This window comes from Nocardioides ganghwensis, from assembly GCF_014779655.1.
Lineage (GTDB): Bacteria > Actinomycetota > Actinomycetes > Propionibacteriales > Nocardioidaceae > Nocardioides > Nocardioides ganghwensis.
In genome coordinates this window covers 74,765-95,561 of sequence record NZ_JACXYX010000002.1, presented here as the reverse complement: position 1 = coordinate 95,561, position 20,797 = coordinate 74,765, and the positions used below count along the sequence as shown (strand labels likewise).

General features: G+C 70.7%; 19 protein-coding genes. 4 read left to right on the top strand and 15 right to left on the bottom strand.

The features are described 5' to 3' along the window. Positions 1-41: 41 nt before the first annotated feature. Positions 42-593 carry a nucleotidyltransferase family protein gene (locus IEZ24_RS02690; RefSeq protein WP_242498360.1) on the bottom strand — a complete coding sequence of 184 codons (552 nt, stop codon included), beginning with the start codon at positions 591-593 and terminating at the stop codon, positions 42-44. Positions 594-733: 140 nt separating this feature from the next. Between IEZ24_RS02690 and IEZ24_RS02685 the strand changes: the two genes are divergently transcribed. Beyond that, positions 734-1,489 carry a DsbA family protein gene (locus IEZ24_RS02685; protein ID WP_129453322.1) on the top strand — a complete coding sequence of 252 codons (756 nt, stop codon included), beginning with the start codon at positions 734-736 and terminating at the stop codon, positions 1,487-1,489. Continuing rightward, a complete protein-coding gene (locus IEZ24_RS02680; RefSeq protein WP_207206682.1) occupies positions 1,486-2,133 on the top strand; it encodes a vitamin K epoxide reductase family protein in 648 nt (215 codons plus the stop codon). Before IEZ24_RS02685 ends, IEZ24_RS02680 begins: the two co-directional genes overlap by 4 nt. Positions 2,134-2,164: 31 nt before the next feature. Here IEZ24_RS02680 and IEZ24_RS02675 read toward each other — a convergent pair whose 3' ends face one another. From IEZ24_RS02675 to IEZ24_RS02650, 6 genes are read right to left on the bottom strand one after another with little or no spacing between them, the layout of a single operon-like run. After that, positions 2,165-2,509: a cupin domain-containing protein gene (locus IEZ24_RS02675; RefSeq protein WP_129453321.1), complete on the bottom strand. Its 345-nt coding sequence runs from the start codon at positions 2,507-2,509 to the stop codon at positions 2,165-2,167. Between the two features lie 8 nt (positions 2,510-2,517). Then, a complete protein-coding gene (locus IEZ24_RS02670; RefSeq protein ID WP_129453320.1) occupies positions 2,518-2,973 on the bottom strand; it encodes a CBS domain-containing protein in 456 nt (151 codons plus the stop codon). A gap of 26 nt (positions 2,974-2,999) precedes the next feature. Continuing rightward, positions 3,000-3,731, bottom strand: a complete 732-nt coding sequence (narI, locus tag IEZ24_RS02665) for a respiratory nitrate reductase subunit gamma (protein WP_129453319.1) — start codon at positions 3,729-3,731, stop codon at positions 3,000-3,002. Continuing rightward, positions 3,728-4,426, bottom strand: coding sequence for a nitrate reductase molybdenum cofactor assembly chaperone (gene narJ / locus IEZ24_RS02660; protein WP_129453318.1), 699 nt, complete (start codon positions 4,424-4,426; stop codon positions 3,728-3,730). The genes narI and narJ overlap by 4 nt, the downstream gene beginning before the upstream one ends. Then, positions 4,426-6,078, bottom strand: a complete 1,653-nt coding sequence (gene narH / locus IEZ24_RS02655; protein WP_129453317.1) for a nitrate reductase subunit beta — start codon at positions 6,076-6,078, stop codon at positions 4,426-4,428. Before narH ends, narJ begins: the two co-directional genes overlap by 1 nt. A gap of 1 nt (position 6,079) precedes the next feature. Then, complete coding sequence (locus IEZ24_RS02650) at positions 6,080-9,778, bottom strand: nitrate reductase subunit alpha (protein ID WP_129453316.1); 3,699 nt, start codon at positions 9,776-9,778, stop codon at positions 6,080-6,082. Positions 9,779-9,997: 219 nt separating this feature from the next. Between IEZ24_RS02650 and IEZ24_RS02645 the strand changes: the two genes are divergently transcribed. Beyond that, on the top strand, positions 9,998-11,341 hold the full coding sequence (locus tag IEZ24_RS02645) for an MFS transporter (RefSeq protein ID WP_129453315.1): 1,344 nt from the start codon (positions 9,998-10,000) through the stop codon (positions 11,339-11,341). A gap of 13 nt (positions 11,342-11,354) precedes the next feature. After that, entirely contained in the window at positions 11,355-12,749 is a 1,395-nt protein-coding gene (locus IEZ24_RS02640; RefSeq protein WP_129453314.1) for an MFS transporter, read from the top strand. Between the two features lie 13 nt (positions 12,750-12,762). Here IEZ24_RS02640 and IEZ24_RS02635 read toward each other — a convergent pair whose 3' ends face one another. The 8 genes from IEZ24_RS02635 to IEZ24_RS02600 form a co-directional block, all read right to left on the bottom strand. Beyond that, positions 12,763-13,260, bottom strand: coding sequence for a hypothetical protein (locus tag IEZ24_RS02635; RefSeq protein ID WP_129453313.1), 498 nt, complete (start codon positions 13,258-13,260; stop codon positions 12,763-12,765). A gap of 102 nt (positions 13,261-13,362) precedes the next feature. Then, positions 13,363-13,926, bottom strand: a complete 564-nt coding sequence (locus IEZ24_RS02630; RefSeq protein ID WP_129453312.1) for a hypothetical protein — start codon at positions 13,924-13,926, stop codon at positions 13,363-13,365. 224 nt (positions 13,927-14,150) lie between these two features. Then, complete coding sequence (gene groL / locus IEZ24_RS02625; protein WP_129453311.1) at positions 14,151-15,779, bottom strand: chaperonin GroEL; 1,629 nt, start codon at positions 15,777-15,779, stop codon at positions 14,151-14,153. Between the two features lie 289 nt (positions 15,780-16,068). Then, on the bottom strand, positions 16,069-17,538 hold the full coding sequence (locus IEZ24_RS02620) for a TadE/TadG family type IV pilus assembly protein (protein WP_129453310.1): 1,470 nt from the start codon (positions 17,536-17,538) through the stop codon (positions 16,069-16,071). Beyond that, complete coding sequence (locus IEZ24_RS02615) at positions 17,535-17,954, bottom strand: TadE/TadG family type IV pilus assembly protein (RefSeq protein ID WP_129453309.1); 420 nt, start codon at positions 17,952-17,954, stop codon at positions 17,535-17,537. Before IEZ24_RS02615 ends, IEZ24_RS02620 begins: the two co-directional genes overlap by 4 nt. A gap of 178 nt (positions 17,955-18,132) precedes the next feature. Next, a complete protein-coding gene (locus IEZ24_RS02610) occupies positions 18,133-19,014 on the bottom strand; it encodes an ATP-grasp domain-containing protein (RefSeq protein WP_165355954.1) in 882 nt (293 codons plus the stop codon). After that, positions 19,011-19,850, bottom strand: coding sequence for a class I SAM-dependent methyltransferase (locus tag IEZ24_RS02605; protein ID WP_165355953.1), 840 nt, complete (start codon positions 19,848-19,850; stop codon positions 19,011-19,013). The genes IEZ24_RS02610 and IEZ24_RS02605 overlap by 4 nt, the downstream gene beginning before the upstream one ends. 9 nt (positions 19,851-19,859) lie before the next feature. After that, positions 19,860-20,699 (bottom strand): SGNH/GDSL hydrolase family protein, encoded by an 840-nt coding sequence (locus IEZ24_RS02600; RefSeq protein WP_207206681.1) that lies wholly within the window; start codon positions 20,697-20,699, stop codon positions 19,860-19,862. Positions 20,700-20,797: the final 98 nt, after the last annotated feature.

The following is a 20,797-nucleotide window of genomic DNA, read 5'->3' as shown; positions in this document are numbered from 1 at the left end:
CACGTTGGACCGGACGTCGGACCGGGCGGTGGACAGGAGCTTCAGCGGTGGTCGACGTCGGTCCCGGTCGCGAGGTCCCCGCACTCGACGAGCTCGACGGCGTGGGTCGCGAGGTAGTCGCGGGCCCCGCGATCACCCGTCGCGGCGTCGACGACGCCCGCCCAGTGGTCGCGCCCGAGGAGCACCGGGTGCCCCGGCACCCCGTCGTACGCCGCCCGCGCGAGGGTCGCGCGTCCGTGCGCGGCGTCGAGCACCCGGTCCACGACGGCCGCGTCGACGTCGGGGAGGTCGACGAGGGAGACCAGCACGGCGTCGTGGTCGGTGTACGAGAGCGCCTCGAGCCCCGTGCGCAGCGATGCGCCCATCCCCTCGGCCCAGTCGTCGCAACGGATCCGCGAGACCGACATCGGCAGCAGCGCCGCCGCCCGCCCGGCCTCCGCCCCGAGCACCACCACGATCTCCGCACACGGGCGCAGCGCCTGGACCGACCGCAGCAGCCACGAGGTGCCGTCGTCGTCGCGAGCCAGCGCCTTGGGCCCGCCGTACCTCTCCCCGGCGCCCGCGGCGAGGAGGAGGCCGACGACGGAGGTCACCCGGGCAGCATCCCACGGCCCGGCGACCTGCGAACGGGACCTTGGGCCCGTGACCTTGGGGCCGTTGGGCCGCGGCGCCCGCCGTGCGGACCTTGGAGGCTGGCGACGCACGATCGCCATCCCGCACGCAAGGAACCCGCATGAGCACACGCACGCAGTCCACGCGCCCCCCGGCCCCGCGCACCGGACGCGGTTCCTCGCGCACCAACGCCACTCGCTACCGGGTGGCCCGGTGGGTGGGCATCGGCGTCCTCGTCGCCCTCGTGGTCGCCGTCATCGCGGTCGTGGTCCGGGACCCGGCCGCGACGGACCGCGCCCCGCGCGCGGCGGACGGCGAGGTCGTCGCGCCCAGCGGGGTGGGCCCCGAGGGCTCGATCGCCGTCGGGGACGGTCCGGTGACCGTCACGATCTACTTCGACTACCTGTGCCCGGCCTGCGGTGCGTTCGAGCAGGCGAACGGCGAGACGCTCCAGCAGCTGCTCCTGGCCGAGGACGTCACGGTGGACCTCCGGCCCATCGCCTTCCTGGACCACCTGTCGGAGGGCACCGAGTACTCGACCCGCTCCGCCAACGCCCTGGCGACCGTGGTGGACGCCGACCCGGACCATGCCTGGTCGTTCCACCGCGCGCTGTACGCCCACCAGCCTCCCGAGGGCGTCGAGGGGTTGACGGACGACCAGCTCGCCGGCATCGCCCACGACGTCGGAGTGCCGTCGGAGGTGACGGCGCTCTTCGCGGAGGGCCGTCACGAGGGGTGGGTGGCGCAGCAGACCACTCGCGCCTTCGCCAGCGGCGTCGAGGGGACGCCCACGATCCTGGTCGACGGGAAGCCGTTCGCCGGTGACCCCTACGAGGCCGGGTCTCTGGCGTCCGTCGTCGGGCAGCCGGCACCGTGACCCTCCAGGCGGCCCGGAGGGGCGCCGACGGCGCGAGGCAGGGACCGGGGCGGGCCAGGTCGAGGGTCCGCGGCGCGTGGCTCGCGATGCTCCTCTGGTCGGCGGCCAGCCTCGTTGCGTCCTTCGTGCTGGCTGCGGAGGCGGTCACCCTCGCCGGCAACCAGGACGCGGTCTTCGGCTGCGACATCAACGCCGTCGTCAGCTGCGGCACGGTGGGCAGCTCCTGGCAGGCGTCGGTCTTCGGCTTCCCGAACGCGTTCCTCGGCCTGGTCAGCGAGCCCGTCGTGCTGACCCTCGCGGCCGCCGGGCTCGCCGGCGTACGCCTCCCGCGCTGGATGATGCTCACGGCCCAGGCCGGCTACACGCTGGGGCTCGCGCTGGCGTACTGGCTCCTCCACCAGGCGATCTTCCACATCGGCGCCGTGTGCCCGTGGTGCCTGCTGGTGACCGTGGCCACCACCTTCGTGTTCGTCGAGATGACCCGCATCAACGTCCTGGAGGGCAACCTGCCCCTGCCGCGGGCGGCGCGGCGGTTCCTCGAGGAGGTCATCCACCACCGGCTCGACCTGCTGGCCACCGCGGTGTGGCTGTGCGGGATCCTCCTGCTCCTCGTCACGCGGTACGGCAGCGCGCTGTTCGGCTGAACGGCCCGCTAGCGACGTCCGTACGACCGGGTCAGGCTCCCGGCACGCCGTGCAGGGCGACGGTCAGCAGGACGGCCGCGTCCTCGAGGGCCTCGAGGACGTGCCGGGCCGGCGGGATCACCACGAGGTCCCCGACGTCGCCGTTCCAGGTCTCGTCACCGGCATGGAGCCTCACCCTGCCGCGCAGCACCTGCAGCGTCGCCTCGCCGGGGCTCTCGTGCTCGCCCAGCCGGCGGTGCGCGGCGAGGGCGATGAGCGTCTGGCGGAGCACGTGACCCTGCCCGCCGTGGAGCGTCCGGGCGCTGCGGCCGGAACTGATCGTGCGCGCCTCCGCCAGGTGCTCGTCCACCAGCGCGAAGAGGGACGTGCTGTTCATCGAGGTGCTCATCGTGGTGCTCCGTGATCTGTCGTGGCGGCCATGGCGCGGGACGTGATGTCGGCGTCGGAGCAGAAGCCCGCGCCCGAGCTCTTGAGGCACAGCAGGCCGAGGAGGGTGCCGTCCTCGTCCACGACCGCCAGGCGACGCAGTCCCGTCCGGACGAGGAGCTCCCGCACCGGTGCGGCCGGCGCGTCGGGGGCCGCCGTCCGGCCGGACAGCGTCGACCACGGGAGCGCCGGCCCGTCGCCGGGCACGCCCGGCGGCAGGTCTGCCCGGACCAGGGTCCCCAGGAGCGTCGCGCCGCGGGTCAGGAGCACCATGTGGACGTGGTCGTCGGCCAGCACGGACCGCGCGTCGTCGATCGATGCCGACGCCGCCAGCGTCTTCGGGCGCGTGGCCATCACGTCGCGGACCAGGTGGTGCCGTGCTCGCGCCCGTGCACCACCTTCGATGTCGAGCACGGCGTCGTCCCCGGGACAGGGGTGCCTCACCGTGGGACCTGGTCCCAGCCCCGGCGCGGCGCGGCGTTGCCGAGCGGACGGTCGTCGCGGGAGCGGTAGACGACGTAGGGGCGGGTGAGGTAGCCCAGGGGCGCGGAGAACACGTGCACCAGCCGGGTGAACGGCCACAGCGCGAAGAGCGCGAAGGCGACGAGCGCGTGGAGCTGGAAGCCGATCGGGGCCTCGGCCATCAGGTCCGCGTCGGGCTGGAAGGCGAGGAACGAGCGGTACCAGACCGACACTCCCTCGCGGTAGTTGTACTCACCGCCGAGGCTGAAGATCGAGCCCGCGATGGTGTTCCACATGCCCAGCACGATGGCGGCGGCCAGGAAGGCGTACATCACCTTGTCCATCACCGTCGTGGCCGAGAAGACCGGCCCGACGGTGCGCCGGCGGTAGATGAGGATGCTCATGCCCACCAGCGCCATGAAGCCCGCGACGAGCCCGCCGCCCACGGCTGCGTAGTGGTAGAGGTGGTCGTCGATCCCGACCGCCTCGGTCCACGACCGCGGCACCAGCAGCCCGATGACGTGGCCGCCGACGACTCCCAGCATGCCGAAGTGGAACAGCGGCGAGCCCAGCCGGAGCAGGCGGTCCTCGTAGAGCTGGGAGGACCTCGTGGTCCAGCCGAACTTGTCGTAGCGGTAGCGCCACACGTGCCCGACGACGAACACCGCCAGGCACAGGTAGGGGACGATGACCCAGAGGAAGACGTTCACCGCGGAGCTCCTACGGGGATGGTGGCGGACGAGATGAGGGCGGGCCCGGTGGCCAGGGCCGGGTCGGCTCCGTAGCCGGACAGGCCGACCTCCTCAGCCGGCGGGCCCTGCTCGACCAGGCGGCGTACGGCATCCGCCTCCTCCCCCTTCAGCTCGGGCAGGGTGCGGCAGAGCGCGACCAGCGCGGCAGCCCACGGGGACCCGGTGGAGCCGTCGTCGTTGCGCCAGCCTGTGAGGGCCAGGCGCAGCATCTCCACGCCGGCGCGGTAGTCGTTGAGCAGGCGCCAGGCGACGTCGGCGTCGACCGTCGCCCCGAGCTGGAGCACGGCGCACAGGTGGTCGGGCAGCTCACCGAGCTCCTCGGCCCACTCGACCCCGGCCCGGCGGTAGGCCTCCTTGAACTCCACCAGGGCCGCCCCGCGCCGCCGGGTGTCCCCGTAGGCGAAGTAGGTGAGGTAGAGGGCGCACTTGCGCGTGAGGTCGAACGTGGCGACGTACTCCTGCTGGAGCTCGGTCAGCCCGACGCCCCGCATGTGCGCGACGAGCCCGAGCAGCTCGGCGTTGCCGGGGACCAGCGCCTCGAGGTCGTCGAGCGACGCCATCAGCTCCTCGGTGGGGTAGTCCAGGACCGCCGAGCAGACCGCCCAGGTGCGCGGGGCGTCGGCCGGGACGGTGCGGGACCTGCGGCCGAACATCAGGAACCCCCCTCGTCGCGGGGCGGGAAGAGTCCCTCGGGGGTGCCCTTGCCGTCCCAGTTGAGCAGGTTCACCCGCGAGGACTTGTCGCTCGGCGAGGCGAGCGTGTCGGAGGTCTGCCGGTCCTGGAGCATCCGGAAGTTCTCGACCGCGACCGGGGTCGGATATCCCGACCCCTCGCCGAAGAGGTCCTGCTGGCCGCCGCCGTAGTCGGAGACGGCGCACTCGGTGGCGAGCTCCTCGAGCGCGTGCGCCTGCTCCGCGTGGGCGGTGGGGATGACGTAGCGCTCGGAGTACTTCGCGATCGCGAGCAGCCGGAACATCTCGTACATCTCCTCCCCCGTCATCCCGACGGCAGCCGGGATGGACTCGTCGGGGTCGCGACCGAGGTTGATGTCGCGCATGTAGGAGCGCATGGCCGCGAGCTTCTTGAGCACCTTGTCGACGGGCTCGGTGTGACCGGCGGTGAACAGGTTCGCGAGGTACTCGACCGGGATCCGGAGGGTGTCGATGGCGGCGAACAGGTTCACCCGGTCCTCGGCGTCCTCCCCCGTGTCGCGCACCACGTCGACCACCGGCGAGAGCGGCGGGATGTACCAGACCATCGGCATCGTGCGGTACTCCGGGTGCAGCGGCAGGGCGACCTCGTAGCGGTTGATCAGCGCCCAGACGGGCGACTTCTTCGCCGCCTCGATCCAGTCGCCCGGGATCCCGGCCTGCTCGGCGGCCCGCTGGACCTCGGGGTCGTCGGGGTCGAGGAAGCACGCCCGCTGGGCGTCGTACAGCGCGTGCTCGTCCTCGATCGAGGCCGCCTCCAGGACCTTGTCGGCGTCGTAGAGCACCAGGCCGATGTAGCGCAGCCGGCCCACGCACGTCTCCGAGCAGACGGTCGGGATGCCGACCTCGATGCGGGGGTAGCAGAAGGTGCACTTCTCGGCCTTGCCGGTCTTGTGGTTGAAGTAGATCTTCTTGTAGGGGCACCCGGACACGCACATGCGCCAGCCCCGGCACCGGTCCTGGTCGACCAGGACGATGCCGTCCTCCTCGCGCTTGTAGATCGCGCCGCTGGGGCACGACGCGGCGCACGACGGGTTGAGGCAGTGCTCGCAGATGCGGGGCAGGTAGAACATGAAGGTCTGCTCGAACTCGAGCTTCACCTTGTCCTCGATGCCCTTCAGCATCACGTCACGCGCCGCGTGCTCCTGGGATCCGCCGAGGTCGTCGTCCCAGTTGGCCGACCACTCGACGTTCATGTCCTTGCCCGAGATCAGGCTCTTGGGCCGCGCCACCGGGAAGGTGTCGGTCTGCGGCGAGTTGAGCAGGGTCTCGTAGTCGTAGGTCCACGGCTCGTAGTAGTCGTTGATCGACGGCAGCTTGGGGTTGGAGAAGATCGTGAGCAGCTTCTTCCACCGTCCCCCGGCGCGGAGCTCCAGGCGGCCGTTGGGCTTGCGGATCCACCCGCCCTGCCACTCGTCCTGGTCCTCGTACGTCCGGGGGTAGCCGAGGCCGGGCCGGGTCTCGACGTTGTTGAACCAGACGTACTCCGTGCCGGCGCGGTTGGTCCACGCCTGCTTGCAGGTCACCGAGCAGGTGTGGCACCCGATGCACTTGTCGAGGTTCATGACCATCGCCATCTGTGCCATCACGCGCATCTCAGTACTCCACCTTCGCGGTCCGCTTGCGGATCATCGTGACTTCGTCCCGGTTGTTGCCGATCGGGCCGATGTAGTTGAAGAAGTAGGCCAGCTGGGCGTAGCCGCCGACGATGTGGTTGGGCTTGAGCAGGATGCGGGTCAGGCTGTTGTGGATGCCGCCGCGCTTGCCGTCGCGCTCGGTCAGCGGGACGTCGATGAGCCGGTCCTGCGCGTGGTGCATGTAGACCGTGCCCTCGGGCATCCGGTGGCTCACGATCGCCCGCGCCGCGACGACGCCGTTGCGGTTGACCATCTCGATCCAGTCGTTGTCCAAGATGCCGATCTTGGCCGCGTCGCGGTCCGAGACCCACACCGACTGGCCCCCTCGTGAGAGGGAGAGCATGAAGAGGTTGTCCTGGTACTCGGAGTGGATGGACCACTTGTTGTGCGGGGTGAGGTAGCGCACCGAGACACCGAGCTCGTTCTGCTCCCCGATCGGCGCCTCACCGAACAGCTCGGTCATGTTGAGGGGCGGGCGGTAGACCGGGAGCATCTCGCCCATCCCGATGAACCAGTCGTGGTCGACGTAGAACTGCTGCCGGCCGGTGAGGGTGTGGAAGGGCTTCTTCCGCTCGATGTTGATGGTGAACGGGCTGTAGCGGCGCCCGCCGGACTCCGAGCCCGACCATTCGGGCGAGGTGATCACGGGCACCGGCGACACCTGGGTGTCCGCGAAGGTGATCTGCTTGCCCTCGTGCTCGGCGGCGAGGTCGGCCAGCTCGGTGCCGGTGCGCTTCTCCAGGAACCGGAAGCCCTGGGTGGCGAGGTGGCCGTTGGAGACCCCGGCCAGGTGCAGGATCGCGTCGGCCATCTGCACGTCGGTCTCGACCTTGGGCTGGCCGTCACCGGCCCCGCCGCGCGCGACGCCGTTGCGGGTGCGGAGGATGTCGATCTCGCGCTTCACGTCGTAGGAGACGCCCTTGGTGAGCATCCCGACGCGTTCCATCAGCGGACCGATCGACGTCATCTTCTCGTAGATCGCGGTGTAGTCGCGCTCGGCCACGGCGATCACCGGCATGGTCTTGCCCGGGATCGGATCGACCTCGCCGGTCTTCCAGTCCTTGACGACGCCGTGCTCGGTGGCCATCGCCTCGGGGGTGTCGTGCCACAACGGCTTGGCCACCACGTCCTTGCGGGTGCCGAGGTGGTCGACCGCGAGCTCGGAGAACCGTCGCGCGATGACCTTCCACGTGTCCCAGTCCGACTTGGTCTCCCACGGCGGTGAGATGGCGGGGTTGAAGGAGTGCACGAAGGGGTGCATGTCGGTCGTGGAGAGGTCGTGCTTCTCGTACCAGGTCGCCGCCGGCAGCACCACGTCGCTGAAGATCGTCGACGAGGTCATCCGGAAGTCGATCGTGGTCAGCAGGTCGAGCCGGCCCTCGGCCGCCTTGTCCGGCCACTCGACGTCGCGCGGCCGCTTGTCCGGGGGCGCCTCCACGGCGGTCGCGGCCGAGTCGGTCCCGAGCAGGTGGCGCAGGAAGTACTCGTTGCCCTTGGCCGAGGAGCCCAGCAGGTTGGAGCGCCACAGCGACAGGATGCGCGGGTGGTTGTCCTCGTGCTCGGGGTCCTCCACCGCGAAGCGGAGCGCGCCCTCCTTGAGCTGCTGGGCGACGTACGCCGGCGCGTCCATGCCGGCGGCGTCGGCGTCGTCGGCGAGCTGGAGGCTGCTGCGGTCGAAGGTCGGGTACGACGGCGACCACCCGAGGCGTACGGACTGCGCCAGCAGGTCCATGACCGACTTCCCGGCGAAGACGCCCGTCCCGGCGTCGAGGTCGTCCGCGCTGAACGTGTCGTAGCGGTACTGGGAGGTGTTCACGTACCAGTACGCCGTCTGGTTCATGTGCCGCGGCGGGCGGTGCCAGTCCAGGGCGAAGGCCATGTGCTGGAAGCCCATGATCGGGCGGATCTTCTCCTGCCCGACGTAGTGGGCCCAGCCGCCGCCGTTGCGACCCTGGGTGCCGGTGATCGTGGTGAGCAGCAGGATCGCGCGGTAGATCTGGTCGGAGTGGAACCAGTGGTTGACCCCCGCGCCGAGCAGGATCATTCCGCGGCCCTCGGTGTCGATGGCGTTCTGCGCCCACTCCCGGGCCAGCCGGGTCACCTGCCGGGCCGGGACTCCGGTGTGCTGCTCCTGCCACGCCGGCGTGGCGGGGATCGCGGGGTCGTCGTAGCCGTGCGGGTCCGCCTCGTCGACGCGCGGCCACGCGCCCGGGAGCCCCGGACGGGCCACGCCGTACTGCGCCAGGAGCAGGTCGAGGACCGTGGTGACCAGGCGGTCGCCCACGCGCGCGACCGGCACGCCGCGCCGCTCGAACGCGACCTTGCCGTCGGCCGCGTCGAAGCGCGGCAGCTCGACCTCGACCGACTCGCGGGTGCCGCCCTCGTGGTCGAGGTACATGGTCAGCGCGGGGTCGATGTCCCCGAGCTCGAGGTTCCACTTGCCCAGGCCCTCGTCGCCGTAGCGGTCGCCGATGGAGCCGTGGGGGATGCGGACCTCGCCGGTGGTGGCGTCGATGACCGCCGGCTTCCACATCGCGTTCTCGCTGCTGCCGCCGAGGTCTCCCTCCACCAGGAACTTGCCGGGACGGTAGGTGCCGTCCGCCGAGGCCTCGAGGCAGACGAGGTGGGGCAGGTCGGTGTACTGCTTGGTGTAGTCGGCGAAGAACGGTGTCGTGGTGTCGACGAAGAACTCCTTGAGCACGACGTGCCCCATCGCCATCGCGAGCGCGCCGTCGGTGCCCGGCGCCGGGGTGACCCACTCGTCGGCGAACTTCACGTTCTCGGCGTAGTCGGGCGCGACCGCGATGACCTTCTGGCCGCGGTAGCGCGCCTCGGTCATCCAGTGCGCGTCGGGCGTACGGGTCATCGGGACGTTGGAGCCCCACATCATCAGGTAGCCGGCGTCCCACCAGTCGCCCGACTCCGGGACGTCGGTCTGGTCGCCGAACATCTGGGGCGAGGCGTTCGGCAGGTCGGCGTACCAGTCGTAGAAGGAGAGCATCGGGGCCCCGATGAGCTCGAGGAACCGCGACCCGGAGGCGTACGAGACCGGCGACATGGCCGGGATCGGGCTGAAGCCGGCGATCCGGTCCGGCCCCCACCGCTTGACGGTGTAGACGTGCGCGGCCGCCACGATCTCGGCCACCTCGTCCCAGCTCGCCCGGACGAGCCCGCCCTTGCCGCGGGCGGACTTGTAGGCGCGCGCCTTCTCCGGGTCCTGCACGATCGAGCCCCAGGCGACCACGGGGTCGCCGTACTGCCGCTTGGCCGCGCGGAACATCTCGAGGAGCACGCCGCGGACGTAGGGGTAGCGGACGCGGGTGGGGCTGTAGGTGTACCAGCTGAACGCCGCGCCGCGCGGGCAGCCGCGGGGCTCGTACTCGGGACGGTCGGCGCCGGCGCTGGGGTAGTCGGTCTGCTGGGCCTCCCACGTGATGATCCCGTCCTTGACGTAGACCTTCCACGAGCACGAGCCCGTGCAGTTCACGCCGTGGGTGCTGCGGACGACCTTGTCGTGGCTCCAGCGCTCCCGGTAGAAGACGTCGCCCTCCCTGCCGCCGCTCTTGTGCACCGTGCGGAGGTCGTCGCTCACCTCGGCCTTCGTGAAGAACCGGCGGCTGCCGATCAGGGCGGACGACAGCGGGCTTTCCAGACTCATCAGACCTCCGTGCGAGCGGCACCCGGGTGACTGTGGGCCCCGAGCATGCGATCGACCCTAGGGCGACGGCCGTGTCCGCGGCCACCCCTCCGGCCCGGTTGGAGGCGATGGTCCCCCCACCGGCGGGACCTAGGTCCCGTCTGTTCTCGACCCTGTTCCGAACCGGCCTATCTTCCGACAAGGTGGGTCCGAGCCCGCCGCGCCGAGAACGGAGTGCAGATGAGCGAGTCGACGACCGGCCCGAACCGGGTGCTGTGGCTGTCCACCATCGGTTTCACGCTGATGTTCGCGGTGTGGCTGATGTTCGGCATCCTCGGCAAGCCCATCCAGCAGGAGTTCGGCCTCACCGAGGTCGAGCTGTCCTGGATCGTCGCCGCGGCGGCGCTCAACGGCTCGCTCTGGCGCCTGCCCACCGGCATGATCACCGACCGCATCGGCGGCCGGAAGGTGATGACGTTCCTCCTCGCCGCGACGGCCGTGCCCGCGTTCCTCGTCTCGCGCGCCGACTCCTACGCCATGCTCCTGGTGCTGGCCTTCTTCGTGGGCTTCGGCGGCAACTCCTTCTCGGCCGGCATCGCATGGAACTCCGCGTGGCAGCCGCGCGAGCGCCAGGGCTTCGCGCTGGGCCTCTTCGGGGCCGGCAACGTGGGCGCGTCCGTCACGAAGTTCATCGGACCCCCGCTGATCGCCGGCACCGCCGGCGCCTCCTACTTCGGCTTCATCGACGGCGGCTGGCGCCTCGTCCCCGTCGTGTACGCCGTCCTGCTGCTGGTCATGGCGGCGCTGATCTGGTTCGGGACACCCAGCCAGGACCGGGCGCCGGGCACGGGCCAGCCGCTGCGTCAGCAGGTGCGACCGCTGCGGAGCATGCGCGTCTGGCGCTTCAGCCTCTACTACGTGGCCGTGTTCGGGGCGTACGTCGCCCTCGCGGCGTGGTTGCCGACCTACTACATGGACAACTTCGCCGTCTCGCTCCAGACCGCGGCGCTGCTGACGGCGACCTACATCTTCCCCGCCTCCCTGCTGCGCCCGTACGGCGGCCACCTGTCCGACCGCTTCGGCGCCCGGCGGGTGATGTACTGGACGTTCGGTGCGATGCTCGTCGTGACGGGGATCCTGATGATGCCCAACGGGCACATCGTCATCAGCCACCCCGACGGGACGCAGAGCGAGCACCTCGCCTACAGCATCGGCCTGGTGCCGTTCGCCGTGCTCGTCTTCCTGCTCGGGTGCGCGATGGGCGTCGGCAAGGCGGCCGTCTTCAAGCACATCCCGGAGTACTTCCCCGACAACGTCGGCGCCGTCGGCGGCCTGGTGGGGATGCTCGGCGGCCTCGGTGGGTTCTTCCTCCCGCCCCTGTTCGCCTACACCAAGGCGTGGTCCGGGTTCCCCTCGAGCACGTTCTTCGTCCTGTTCGTCCTGACCCTCGTGTGCGCCGTGTGGATGCACTGGACGGTCGTCCACATGCTGCACACCGAGTCCCCGGAGCTCGCCCACCGCCTGGAGAGCCTGTCCGACGACCGCCTGCCCGCGCCCGGGCTGGCATCCGTCCCGACCGCCTGAGGAGGCACCCGCCATGAGCACCCAAGCACCGCGCAGGAGTGGGGAGTGGCTCGAGTCCTGGGACCCCGAGAACGAGGAGACCTGGGACGAGCGACTGGCGTGGAAGACCCTCTGGCTCACCACGTTCGCCCTGTTCCTCGCCTTCGTGGCGTGGTTCCTCCCGAGCGCCCTGATCCCCAAGCTCAATCCCCTGGGCTACAGCTTCAGCACCACCCAGCTCTACTGGATGGCGGCCATGCCCGGCCTCTCGGCGGGCCTCTTCCGGCTGCTCTGGATGGTCCTGCCGCCGGTCATGGGCACCCGCAAGATGGTGGCCCTGACCTCTCTGCTGCTGGTCTTCTCGACCCTGGGCTGGGGCGTCCGCGTCCAGGAGCCGACCGCGCCCTACTGGGAGCTGATGGTGCTCGCCTTCCTCGCCGGCATCGGCGGAGGTGCGTTCTCGGGCTTCATGCCGAGCACGTCCTACTTCTTCCCCAAGCGCAAGCAGGGGACGGCGCTCGGCCTCCAGGCCGGCATCGGCAACTTCGGCGTCTCGGCCGTCCAGCTGCTCACCCCGTACCTGATCGGCTTCTCGTGGCTGGCGTTCTTCGGGTCCAACCAGACCATCTCGATGCCCGGCAAGCCGCCGCAGGACGTCTGGTACCAGAACGCCGCGTTCATCTGGATCCCGCTCATGGTCCTGGCGGCGGTGCTCGCGTGGACGATGCTCCGGTCGGTGCCGATCAAGGCCAACATCCGTCAGCAGTTCGACATCTTCGGCAACGTCGACACGTGGCTGATGACCCTGCTCTACATCATGACCTTCGGTACCTTCTCCGGCCTCGCGGCCCAGTTCGGTCTGCTGATGGCGGACCTCTACGGCATCAGCAACCCCGACATCGTCCAGGGCACGGGGGCCGCTGCGACGGTCCTGATCGAGGGCTACGAGGTCCCCGACGTGGTGAAGTTCGTGTTCCTCGGCCCGCTGGTCGGCGCCGGCGCCCGGGTGCTGTTCGCCCCGCTCACCGACCGGACCGGCGGCGCGATCTGGACCCTCGTGTCGGGCATCGGCCTGATCGTCTCGATCGCCTTCACCATCCCGGCCCTCACCCCGGACACCACGTCGGCTGCGTCCCTGGACGCCGGCTTCGACCAGTTCCTGTGGGGGATGCTCGCGATCTTCCTCTTCGCCGGCATCGGCAACGCCTCGACGTTCAAGCAGATGCCGATGATCTTCGAGAAGCGGCAGGCCGGTGGCGTGATCGGCTGGACCGCGGCGATCGCCGCGTTCGGCCCGTTCTTCTTCGGGATCGGTGTCACGACGCTCGGCCCGACGACCTTCTACGCCATCGGGATCGCGTGGGCCGCCATGTGCGTGGCCATCACCTGGGTCCGCTACGCCCGCAAGGGAGCCCCCAAGCCCGGGTGAGGTCCCGCCGGGGTCAGCCGGCGTACGCCTCCTCGTACAACGCCTCGAGCTCGGGGGACGTCTCCGCGGTGAAGCCGCAGAGGGTCACGCGCTCGTCGTCGGCGCTGACGAGGTAGGTCCTGCCCTCCTGGAAGTCGACGGCCAGCAGGAGGTCCTCGAGGACCTTGCTCGGCGCCTCGACGGTGACCGTCGACGCCTCGTCGCCGGCGTACCAGCGGTCGACGTCGAGGGTGACCGTGCCGTCGTCGATCGACGTCACCGTGCCCTCGAAGGCGGTGTCGAAGGTGGCGAGGATCTCCGCGGACGGCATCGCGCACTTGGCGGTCGTCGACCCGTCGGCGGTCAGGGCGAGGGTGTCCTCGCCCGCGGGGCTCGAGCTGTCGCTCGGGGCGGGGTCGGCGGGCGTCGCCGTGTCGTCGTTCGACCCGCACCCGGAGACGGTGAGGGCGAGGACTGCTGCGAGGCCCGGGAGCAGGCGGGCGGTGCGGAATCGGCTCTCGTGTCGGCTCATGGCGGCATCCCTTCGTCGGTCGGCGTGCTCGGGCGGGTGGCGCCCGGGTCGTCCATCACTGGGACGGATCGCGCACCGGAGAGGTTCCGCCACCGGCCGGTGTCACTTCAAGGTCTCCTGGGTGTCGTCCTCCCCCACCTCCTCGTCGACGCGGCGCTTGATGCGCCCCATCCCCGGGACCTTGGCGAGCATGTCGTTGAGCTCGCGCGCCACCGTCAGCAGGTCGTGCATGTCGGGAGCCACCGTGCCCAGCGTGGTGAGCACCGGCAGGACGTCACCCTCCACCCGCGCGGTCAGCTCGGGCAGGTGGTCGACGAGCCGGACCAGCGCCTTCACCTCGTCGGCGTGCGTGGTCTCGGCCAGGGTCTCGAGCGTCGGCTGCAGCCGGAGCAGGGACGGCTCGAGCTCGTCGAGGAGGTGGGTCACCCGACCGATCTGGGTGCCCGCGTCGTCGACGACGCCGCTCGCCCGGGCGACGACGACGTTCGCCGACTCGGTGACCTCCCGCACCCGCTCGATCGCAGCCGAGGCGCGGACGAGGAGACGCTCCGCGTCGTCGAGCAGGACGAGCACCCGCGGGACCGCGCCCACCAGGGCCTCGAGCTGGTCACCGCCTCGCTCGAGGGCGGAGAGCACGTCGCGGGGACCGGGGACGGGAAGGCGCATGCGGCATTCCTACCAGCGCCTCCCCCGGGGACGACGTCATGACTCCCGGTCGCGTGGGCAGCCCCGCTCCATGACGTACGCGCCGACGTCATGGCCGGCGGGTGCGGGGGCGACCACCGGCCAGACCTCCCCGGCTGGAGGGAGGGCCGGAGACGACAGCAGGGCCCCCGCCGGAGCGGGGACCCTGCTGGTGGTGCTGGTGGAGCGGTGGACCGATCGTCGGATCAGAAGTCCATGCCGCCCATGCCGCCCATGTCGCCGCCGGGCATGGCCGGCGCCTTCTCGGGCTTGTCGGCCACGACGGCCTCGGTGGTGAGGAACAGCGCGGCGATCGACGCGGCGTTCTGCAGCGCGGAGCGGGTGACCTTCGCCGGGTCGATGATGCCCTCGGCGATCATGTCGACGTACTCACCGGTCGCGGCGTTGAGGCCGTGGCCCGCGGGGAGGTTGCGCACCTTCTCGGAGATGACGCCACCCTCGAGACCGGCGTTGACCGCGATCTGCTTGAGCGGGGCCTCGGTGGCCTTGCGGACGATCTCGGCACCGGTGGCCTCGTCGCCGGTCAGCTCGAGCTTGGCGAACGCGGCGTCGGCGGCCTGGACGAGCGCCACGCCACCGCCGGCGACGATGCCCTCCTCGACCGCAGCCTTGGCGTTGCGGACGGCGTCCTCGATGCGGTGCTTGCGCTCCTTGAGCTCGACCTCGGTGGCCGCGCCGACCTTGATGACGGCCACGCCGCCGGCCAGCTTGGCGAGGCGCTCCTGGAGCTTCTCGCGGTCGTAGTCGGAGTCGGACTTCTCGATCTCGGCGCGGATCTGGTTGACCCGGCCCTCGATCTGGCCCTGGTCGCCGGCACCCTCGACGATGGTGGTCTCGTCCTTGGTGATGACGACCTTGCGCGCCTGGCCGAGCAGCTCCAGGCCGGCGGACTCGAGCTTGAGGCCGACCTCCTCGGAGATGACCTGGCCGCCGGTGAGGATCGCGATGTCCTGGAGCATGGCCTTGCGACGGTCACCGAAGCCCGGGGCCTTGACGGCCACGGAGCGGAAGGTGCCCTTGATCTTGTTGACCACCAGGGTCGACAGCGCCTCGCCGTCGACGTCCTCGGCGATGATCAGCAGCGGCTTGCCGGACTGCATGACCTTCTCCAGCAGCGGAAGCAGGTCCTTGACCGTCGACACCTTGGAGTTGACGATGAGGACGTAGGGGTCCTCCAGCACGGCCTCCATGCGCTCGAGGTCGGTGGCGAAGTAGGCCGAGATGTAGCCCTTGTCGAACCGCATGCCCTCGGTCAGCTCGAGGTCCAGCCCGAAGGTGTTGGACTCCTCGACGGTGATGACGCCTTCCTTGCCGACCTTGTCCATCGCCTCGGCGATGATCTCGCCGACGGTGGTGTCGGCGGCGGAGATCGACGCGGTGGACGCGATCTGCTCCTTGGTCTCGACGTCCTTGGCCATGCTGAGCAGCTGCTCGGACACGGCGGCGACGGCGGCCTCGATGCCGCGCTTGAGACCCATCGGGTTGGCGCCGGCCGCGACGTTGCGCAGGCCCTCGCGCACCATGGCCTGGGCGAGGACGGTGGCCGTCGTCGTGCCGTCACCGGCGACGTCGTCGGTCTTCTTGGCGACCTCCTTGACCAGCTCGGCGCCGATCTTCTCGTAGGGGTCCTCCAGCTCGATCTCCTTGGCGATCGAGACACCGTCGTTGGTGATCGTGGGGGCGCCCCACTTCTTCTCCAGGACGACGTTGCGGCCCTTGGGGCCCAGGGTGACCTTGACCGCGTCGGCGAGGGTGTTCATACCCCGCTCGAGGCCGCGGCGGGCCTCCTCGTTGAAAGCAATCAGCTTCGGCATAACTCTTCGCGATTCCTGTCGACGTGAGTTCTGTGGGTACGACTCCCGGCGGGCTGCCCGCGACGGACGATCCGCTCCGCCGGCGATCCATTCCCGCCGGCTTCTGCGGACCTCAGCGTCACCTGGGTCGTTGTCACTCTCATGACGAGAGTGCCAACGTCATGTTTAGCACTCGCCCCAGGAGAGTGCAAACGGATCGACCGCCGGGGCGGAGCAGCCACCGCCCCGTGCCGGTGCTGCTCCGCCCCCCTCCCGCGCCCCTCCCCGATCCGTCCCCGATCCCCCCGGATCAGGGCATCCGGATGAGCTTGATGCTCTCCGTGACGGCGTTGACGGCCGTCGCGAAGATCGGCCCCAGCTCGGTGCCGCTGGCGGCGCAGTAGAAGTAGTCGCCGTCCTTGTTCTCGGCCACGCGCTCGGCGGACGTCGAGCAGTCGCTGTCGGCCTTGCTCGGGGTGCCGGACGGGGTCGGCGACGCGGCCGCGGCCAGGTAGTCGCGCACCCACGGCGAGCGCGGCGTACGGCCGTTGGGCTTCTCGCACGACGCCGACCGTGCGTCCCCGAAGCCGATCACCAGGACCGTGACGCCGCGCGCCTTGGCCTGCTCGGCCACGGCGGTGAGGTTGTCGCAGCCCTTCTTGCCCTTGCCGTTGCCGTAGGAGTTGCGGCCCGCGCCGATGTCGCCGGCGCTCGTGATCGACGTGCTGCCCTCCTCCAGGATCTCGTCTGGCTGGCCGTCCGTCTCGAAGACCAGCACCTTCTTGGCCGTCCCCGGGCGCTTGGGCAGCGACGCCAGGTTGTTGGGGTCGAGGCCGAGCAGGTAGCGCGACGCCCCCTTGAAGGCCGAGGCGAGGTGGGTGCCGTAGCTGCCGGTCGACAGGCCGGGCACCGCACCGCTGGGCATGCACTTCACACCCCTGACGAGCTTGCTGCTGGAGCTGATCGGCGAGTCACGGTTCGCCCGGTAGTCGTTGGTGAAGTCGATCGCGATCCACGTGCCGCCCTTGGCCCCGTCCGACGCCGTCGTGGCCGCCGTGGCGCACGTCGAGGTGGCCTTGCTCTTGTGCATCGCCCCGAACGCGACGTAGTGCAGCGCCGGGTCCATCACCCCCAGGCTGTCGACGATCGCGGACTGCATGTCCTCCCGGTCGTCGTCGGCCATGCTCGTGGTGCGGTCGGCCATGAAGACGATGTCCATCGGGTTCGGCAGCGTCTCCCCGCACGAGCCGCGGCAGGCCGAGGACGACACCGAGCCGGTCGACCCCTGGTCGTGCCCGAGGACCGGGGCGAAGTCGAAGTCGACGTCCTTGGAGTCGCTCACCGTGATGGTGTTGCAGCGGGCCGTGACCGGGCACGGGATCGAGCAGATCTTCGTGTTGCACCGCACCTGCGAGCTGGAGTACGTCCCGGGGTCGCACGTCGCGGGGATCTGGCCCGACGCCACCTGCCTGCTGGCGCCCGTCGACGCGACCACGCAGAAGAGGTCGGTGTCCGGCGTCATCGCGGCGTCCTGGGTCTTGGCCATGGTGACTGCCCAGACCTTGGCGTCGGCACCGCTCGCCGGCAGCTCGAACGCGCCTGCGTGCGCCGCGGAGTCGACGTGGTCGTGGAGCCGCTGGCGCTCCATGGCGAGGGAGGAGATGTCGACGGCGAGGGCCGCGCAGGCGAAGATGACCAGGGCGAGCAGGGCGACCATGATGGCCACCGCGCCCGTCTCGTCCGTTCCTTCGTTCCTCCGCGCCTCGAGCGCGCGCCTCACTCGATCCTCATCTTGCTGGTCTTGGACAGCGTGAGGCTCGAGGACAGGGCCTTGCCCATCGGGGTCAGCCACGCGTGCTCGTAGGTCGCCGTCACCACGGCGACCCCGCCGGCGGTGTGGTCGCCGTCCCAGGACCCGCACGCGCCGCCCAGCGGCGTCTCGCAGGTCACCTGGACCGTCACCTTCCCGTCCAGGTCGGTCAGCGAGTCGTTGACGACCGCGTCCACCTCGCTGCTGCTGGCGCTGAGGCTGGCGGCGCGCACCCCCTCGCGGGTGGCGTTGTTGAGCACGGTGTAGCGGTTGATCGCGAACCCGAGGTCGATGATCGAGAACACGACCGCCAGCAGGAGCGGCACGACGAGTGCGAACTCCACAGCCGCCGCTCCGCGCTCCGCGCGTGGGCGTGAAAAGGGCATGACTATTTCCTCCCGCAGGTGCGGCACCGTCGAGGCACCGCGAAGGTTGTGACGGTGACCCGGCACGGATGTCGGATCACCGGCCCTGCCCGCACCCCCCAGCGCAGGCAGAACACGGGCAACCTAGGGGGATGAGGTCAGCCTTACCGGCGATGTGGCGATTTGTTTGCCGACCTGTCTAGACAGGTCCGTTCCAGGCGTGCGTACGCCTGCGCGCGGCGAGCAGGTCGGCGAACGGGCCCGCGTTGGCGGGCGAGACGTCGAGGTAGAGCCCCGGCTCGATCAGCTCGAGCTCGCTGACCACCCACGAGCCCTCCCAGCGCAGGAGGTCGACGCGGAGGTAGTCGACCGGCCGTCCGAACCGCTCGACCATGGCGTCGTGGGCCCGCATCGCCAGGTCGCCGACGTCGCCCGTCGCGACGGCGCGCACCCGGCCGCCGAACTCCTCGTTGACGCGTACGTCGTCCTCGCCCGGCAGCTTGGCGAAGCGCTGTCCGAGGCGTCCGTCGATGACGTAGACCGATGCCTCCCCGTGCTCCCGGATCGACTCCACGAGCGGCTGCACGACCCATGGTCCGTCGAGCTCGGGGTGGTCGGGGTGGCTGCGGACCGGCCGGCCCAGGCGGGGGTCGTCGGGGTCGGTGACCACCAGGAGGCCCGCTCCCCCGGCGCCGACGCGCGGCTTGACGACCGCGGTGCCGAAGCGGCGTACGGCGTCGGCCAGCCCGGCGCGGTCGTCGGCCAGCAGGGTCGGCACGGCCGGCAGGTCGCCCAGGTCGGTGAGGTAGCGCTTGTCGTGGTTCCAGGCGAAGACGTCGGCACCGTTGAGCAGGCGGGACTGGTCCAGCGAGGAGGCCCACGCGAGGAACTCGGTGTGCCGGGTGACGTAGTCCCAGGTCGAGCGGACCGCCACGAGGTCGGCCGCCGCCCAGTCCACGGCCGGGTCGTCCCAGCGGGCCCAGGCGAACTCGATGTCGCGCTCGCGCAGCGCCGCGTCGAGCACGGCGGCGCCGGGCTCGCCCCGGGGCAGGCCGCCGCTGGTGGCGAGCAGGACGGTCACTGCTCGGGGAGCTCCGAGGAGCCGTAGAGCTCGTGGGCGACGTCGTCGCGGTTGCTGCCCTCGCGGTTGTCGCCCTTCTCGATGATCACGAGGTTGTGGTAGCAGTGCACGGCTCTGACCCACTGGTCGGTGTAGGTCGGCTCGTAGCCCTCGACGAGGAACTCCTCGTGGTTGAGGCCGTCGACGAGGTCCTTGACCAGGTCCATCGAGGTCCCCGGCGCGCGCGGGTCGAGCTGGCCGCCCCACGCCGGCCAGTAGGAGGTCTGGGTGTCCTCGATGCAGTAGATCGCGCCGTCGGGCAGCAGCGGGAAGAGGATCCGGAACGACTCGCGCACGTGGGCCGGGATGTGGCTGCCGTCGTCGATGACCACCAGCGGGGCGCCCTGCTCGTCGATGATCCGGCGGAGGATCTCGGGGTCGGTCTGGTCACCGTGGTAGGCGTGGATGTGCCCCCGGGTGAGCCACGTCTTGTCCTCGATGTCGAGGCCGACGATGCGTGCCTTGGGGAAGAACCAGCGCCACATCTTCATCGAGGCGCCGCTCCTGCGGCGCTTCTTGTAGCCGCCGATGCCGAGCTCGAGCAGGGTGAAGGACTCACCGCGCAGGTGCTCGAGGTGGCGCTCGTAGTGGGGGGTGTACTTGTGGACTCCCCACTTGTCGGTGCGGAACTCGACGGCGAGCTCGGTCAGGTTGCTGGCCAGGAGGCGGCGACGACGCTCGGCCTTGGGGTCGGACGGAGTCTCGACGACCTCGGTCTCCGAGGATGCCTGCATCCGGCCGGCCTTGCGGGCCGCCTTCTTGACGGCCTGGCCGGCTCGTCGAGCAGTGGTGCGCACCCGGGAACCCTAGCCTGACCCGCCGACCCCCGGCGCGTGGTGCCCGAACGGCACCTCCCCGACCACGCCGAGGGCGGCGAGGACCGAGGGCAGCATCGCCTTGGCGGTGCGCTTGTAGCCGTGCGCGCTGGGGTGGAACCGGTCCAGGCTGAACATCTCGTCCGGGTTGGTGATGAAGAACGGCCCGACGACGTGCGCGAGCGACACCACGCGCGCCCCACGGTCCAGCGCGACCACGCGCTGGGCGTCCGCGAGCTGGCGGGACGCACGCGAGCCCAGCGCGCGCAGCGGCTGGGGCACGGGTCGCAGGGCACCCAGGTCGGGGCAGGTGCCGACCACCACCTCGGCCCCGCGCGCCCGCAGCTCGTCGATCGCGGCGGCGAGATGGCGTACGGACTCCGCGACCGGCACCCGGTGGGTCACGTCGTTGCCGCCGACGACGATGACGGCCACGTCCGGGCGGTACGCCGGAGGAAGGGAGGCGAGCTGCGCGGCGAGCATGCTGCTCTCCGAGCCCACGACCGCCGCCGTCCGCAGCCGCACCGAGCGCTCGGCGCCGACGGCGATCCCCCGGGCCAGCCGGCCGCCGAGGGTGTGCTTCGGCTTCTCCGCCCCCAGCCCCGCCGCCACGGAGTCGCCCAGCAGGAGCAGGTCGACCGGCGCGCCGTACCTCTTCTTCCAGTGACGGTCCGCTGCCGGGGCCTGCTCGCCGAGCGGTTTGCCGATCCTGCGCCGTGCCTGCGCGGCCTGGCGGTGCAGCAGCTCGCGCGCGCCGTACGCCGTGCCTCCCGCGACGCTGCCGAGGACGGCCAGCGCGACGCCGGCCCGGGTCAGGTGCTTGCTCGCCACGACACCTGTGAACCACAGCGACCTGAACGCCCGCGCAACCGGGCACGACGCGTGGCCCAACGGCACTCCACAGATGGGTCGATGTACTCAGGACAACC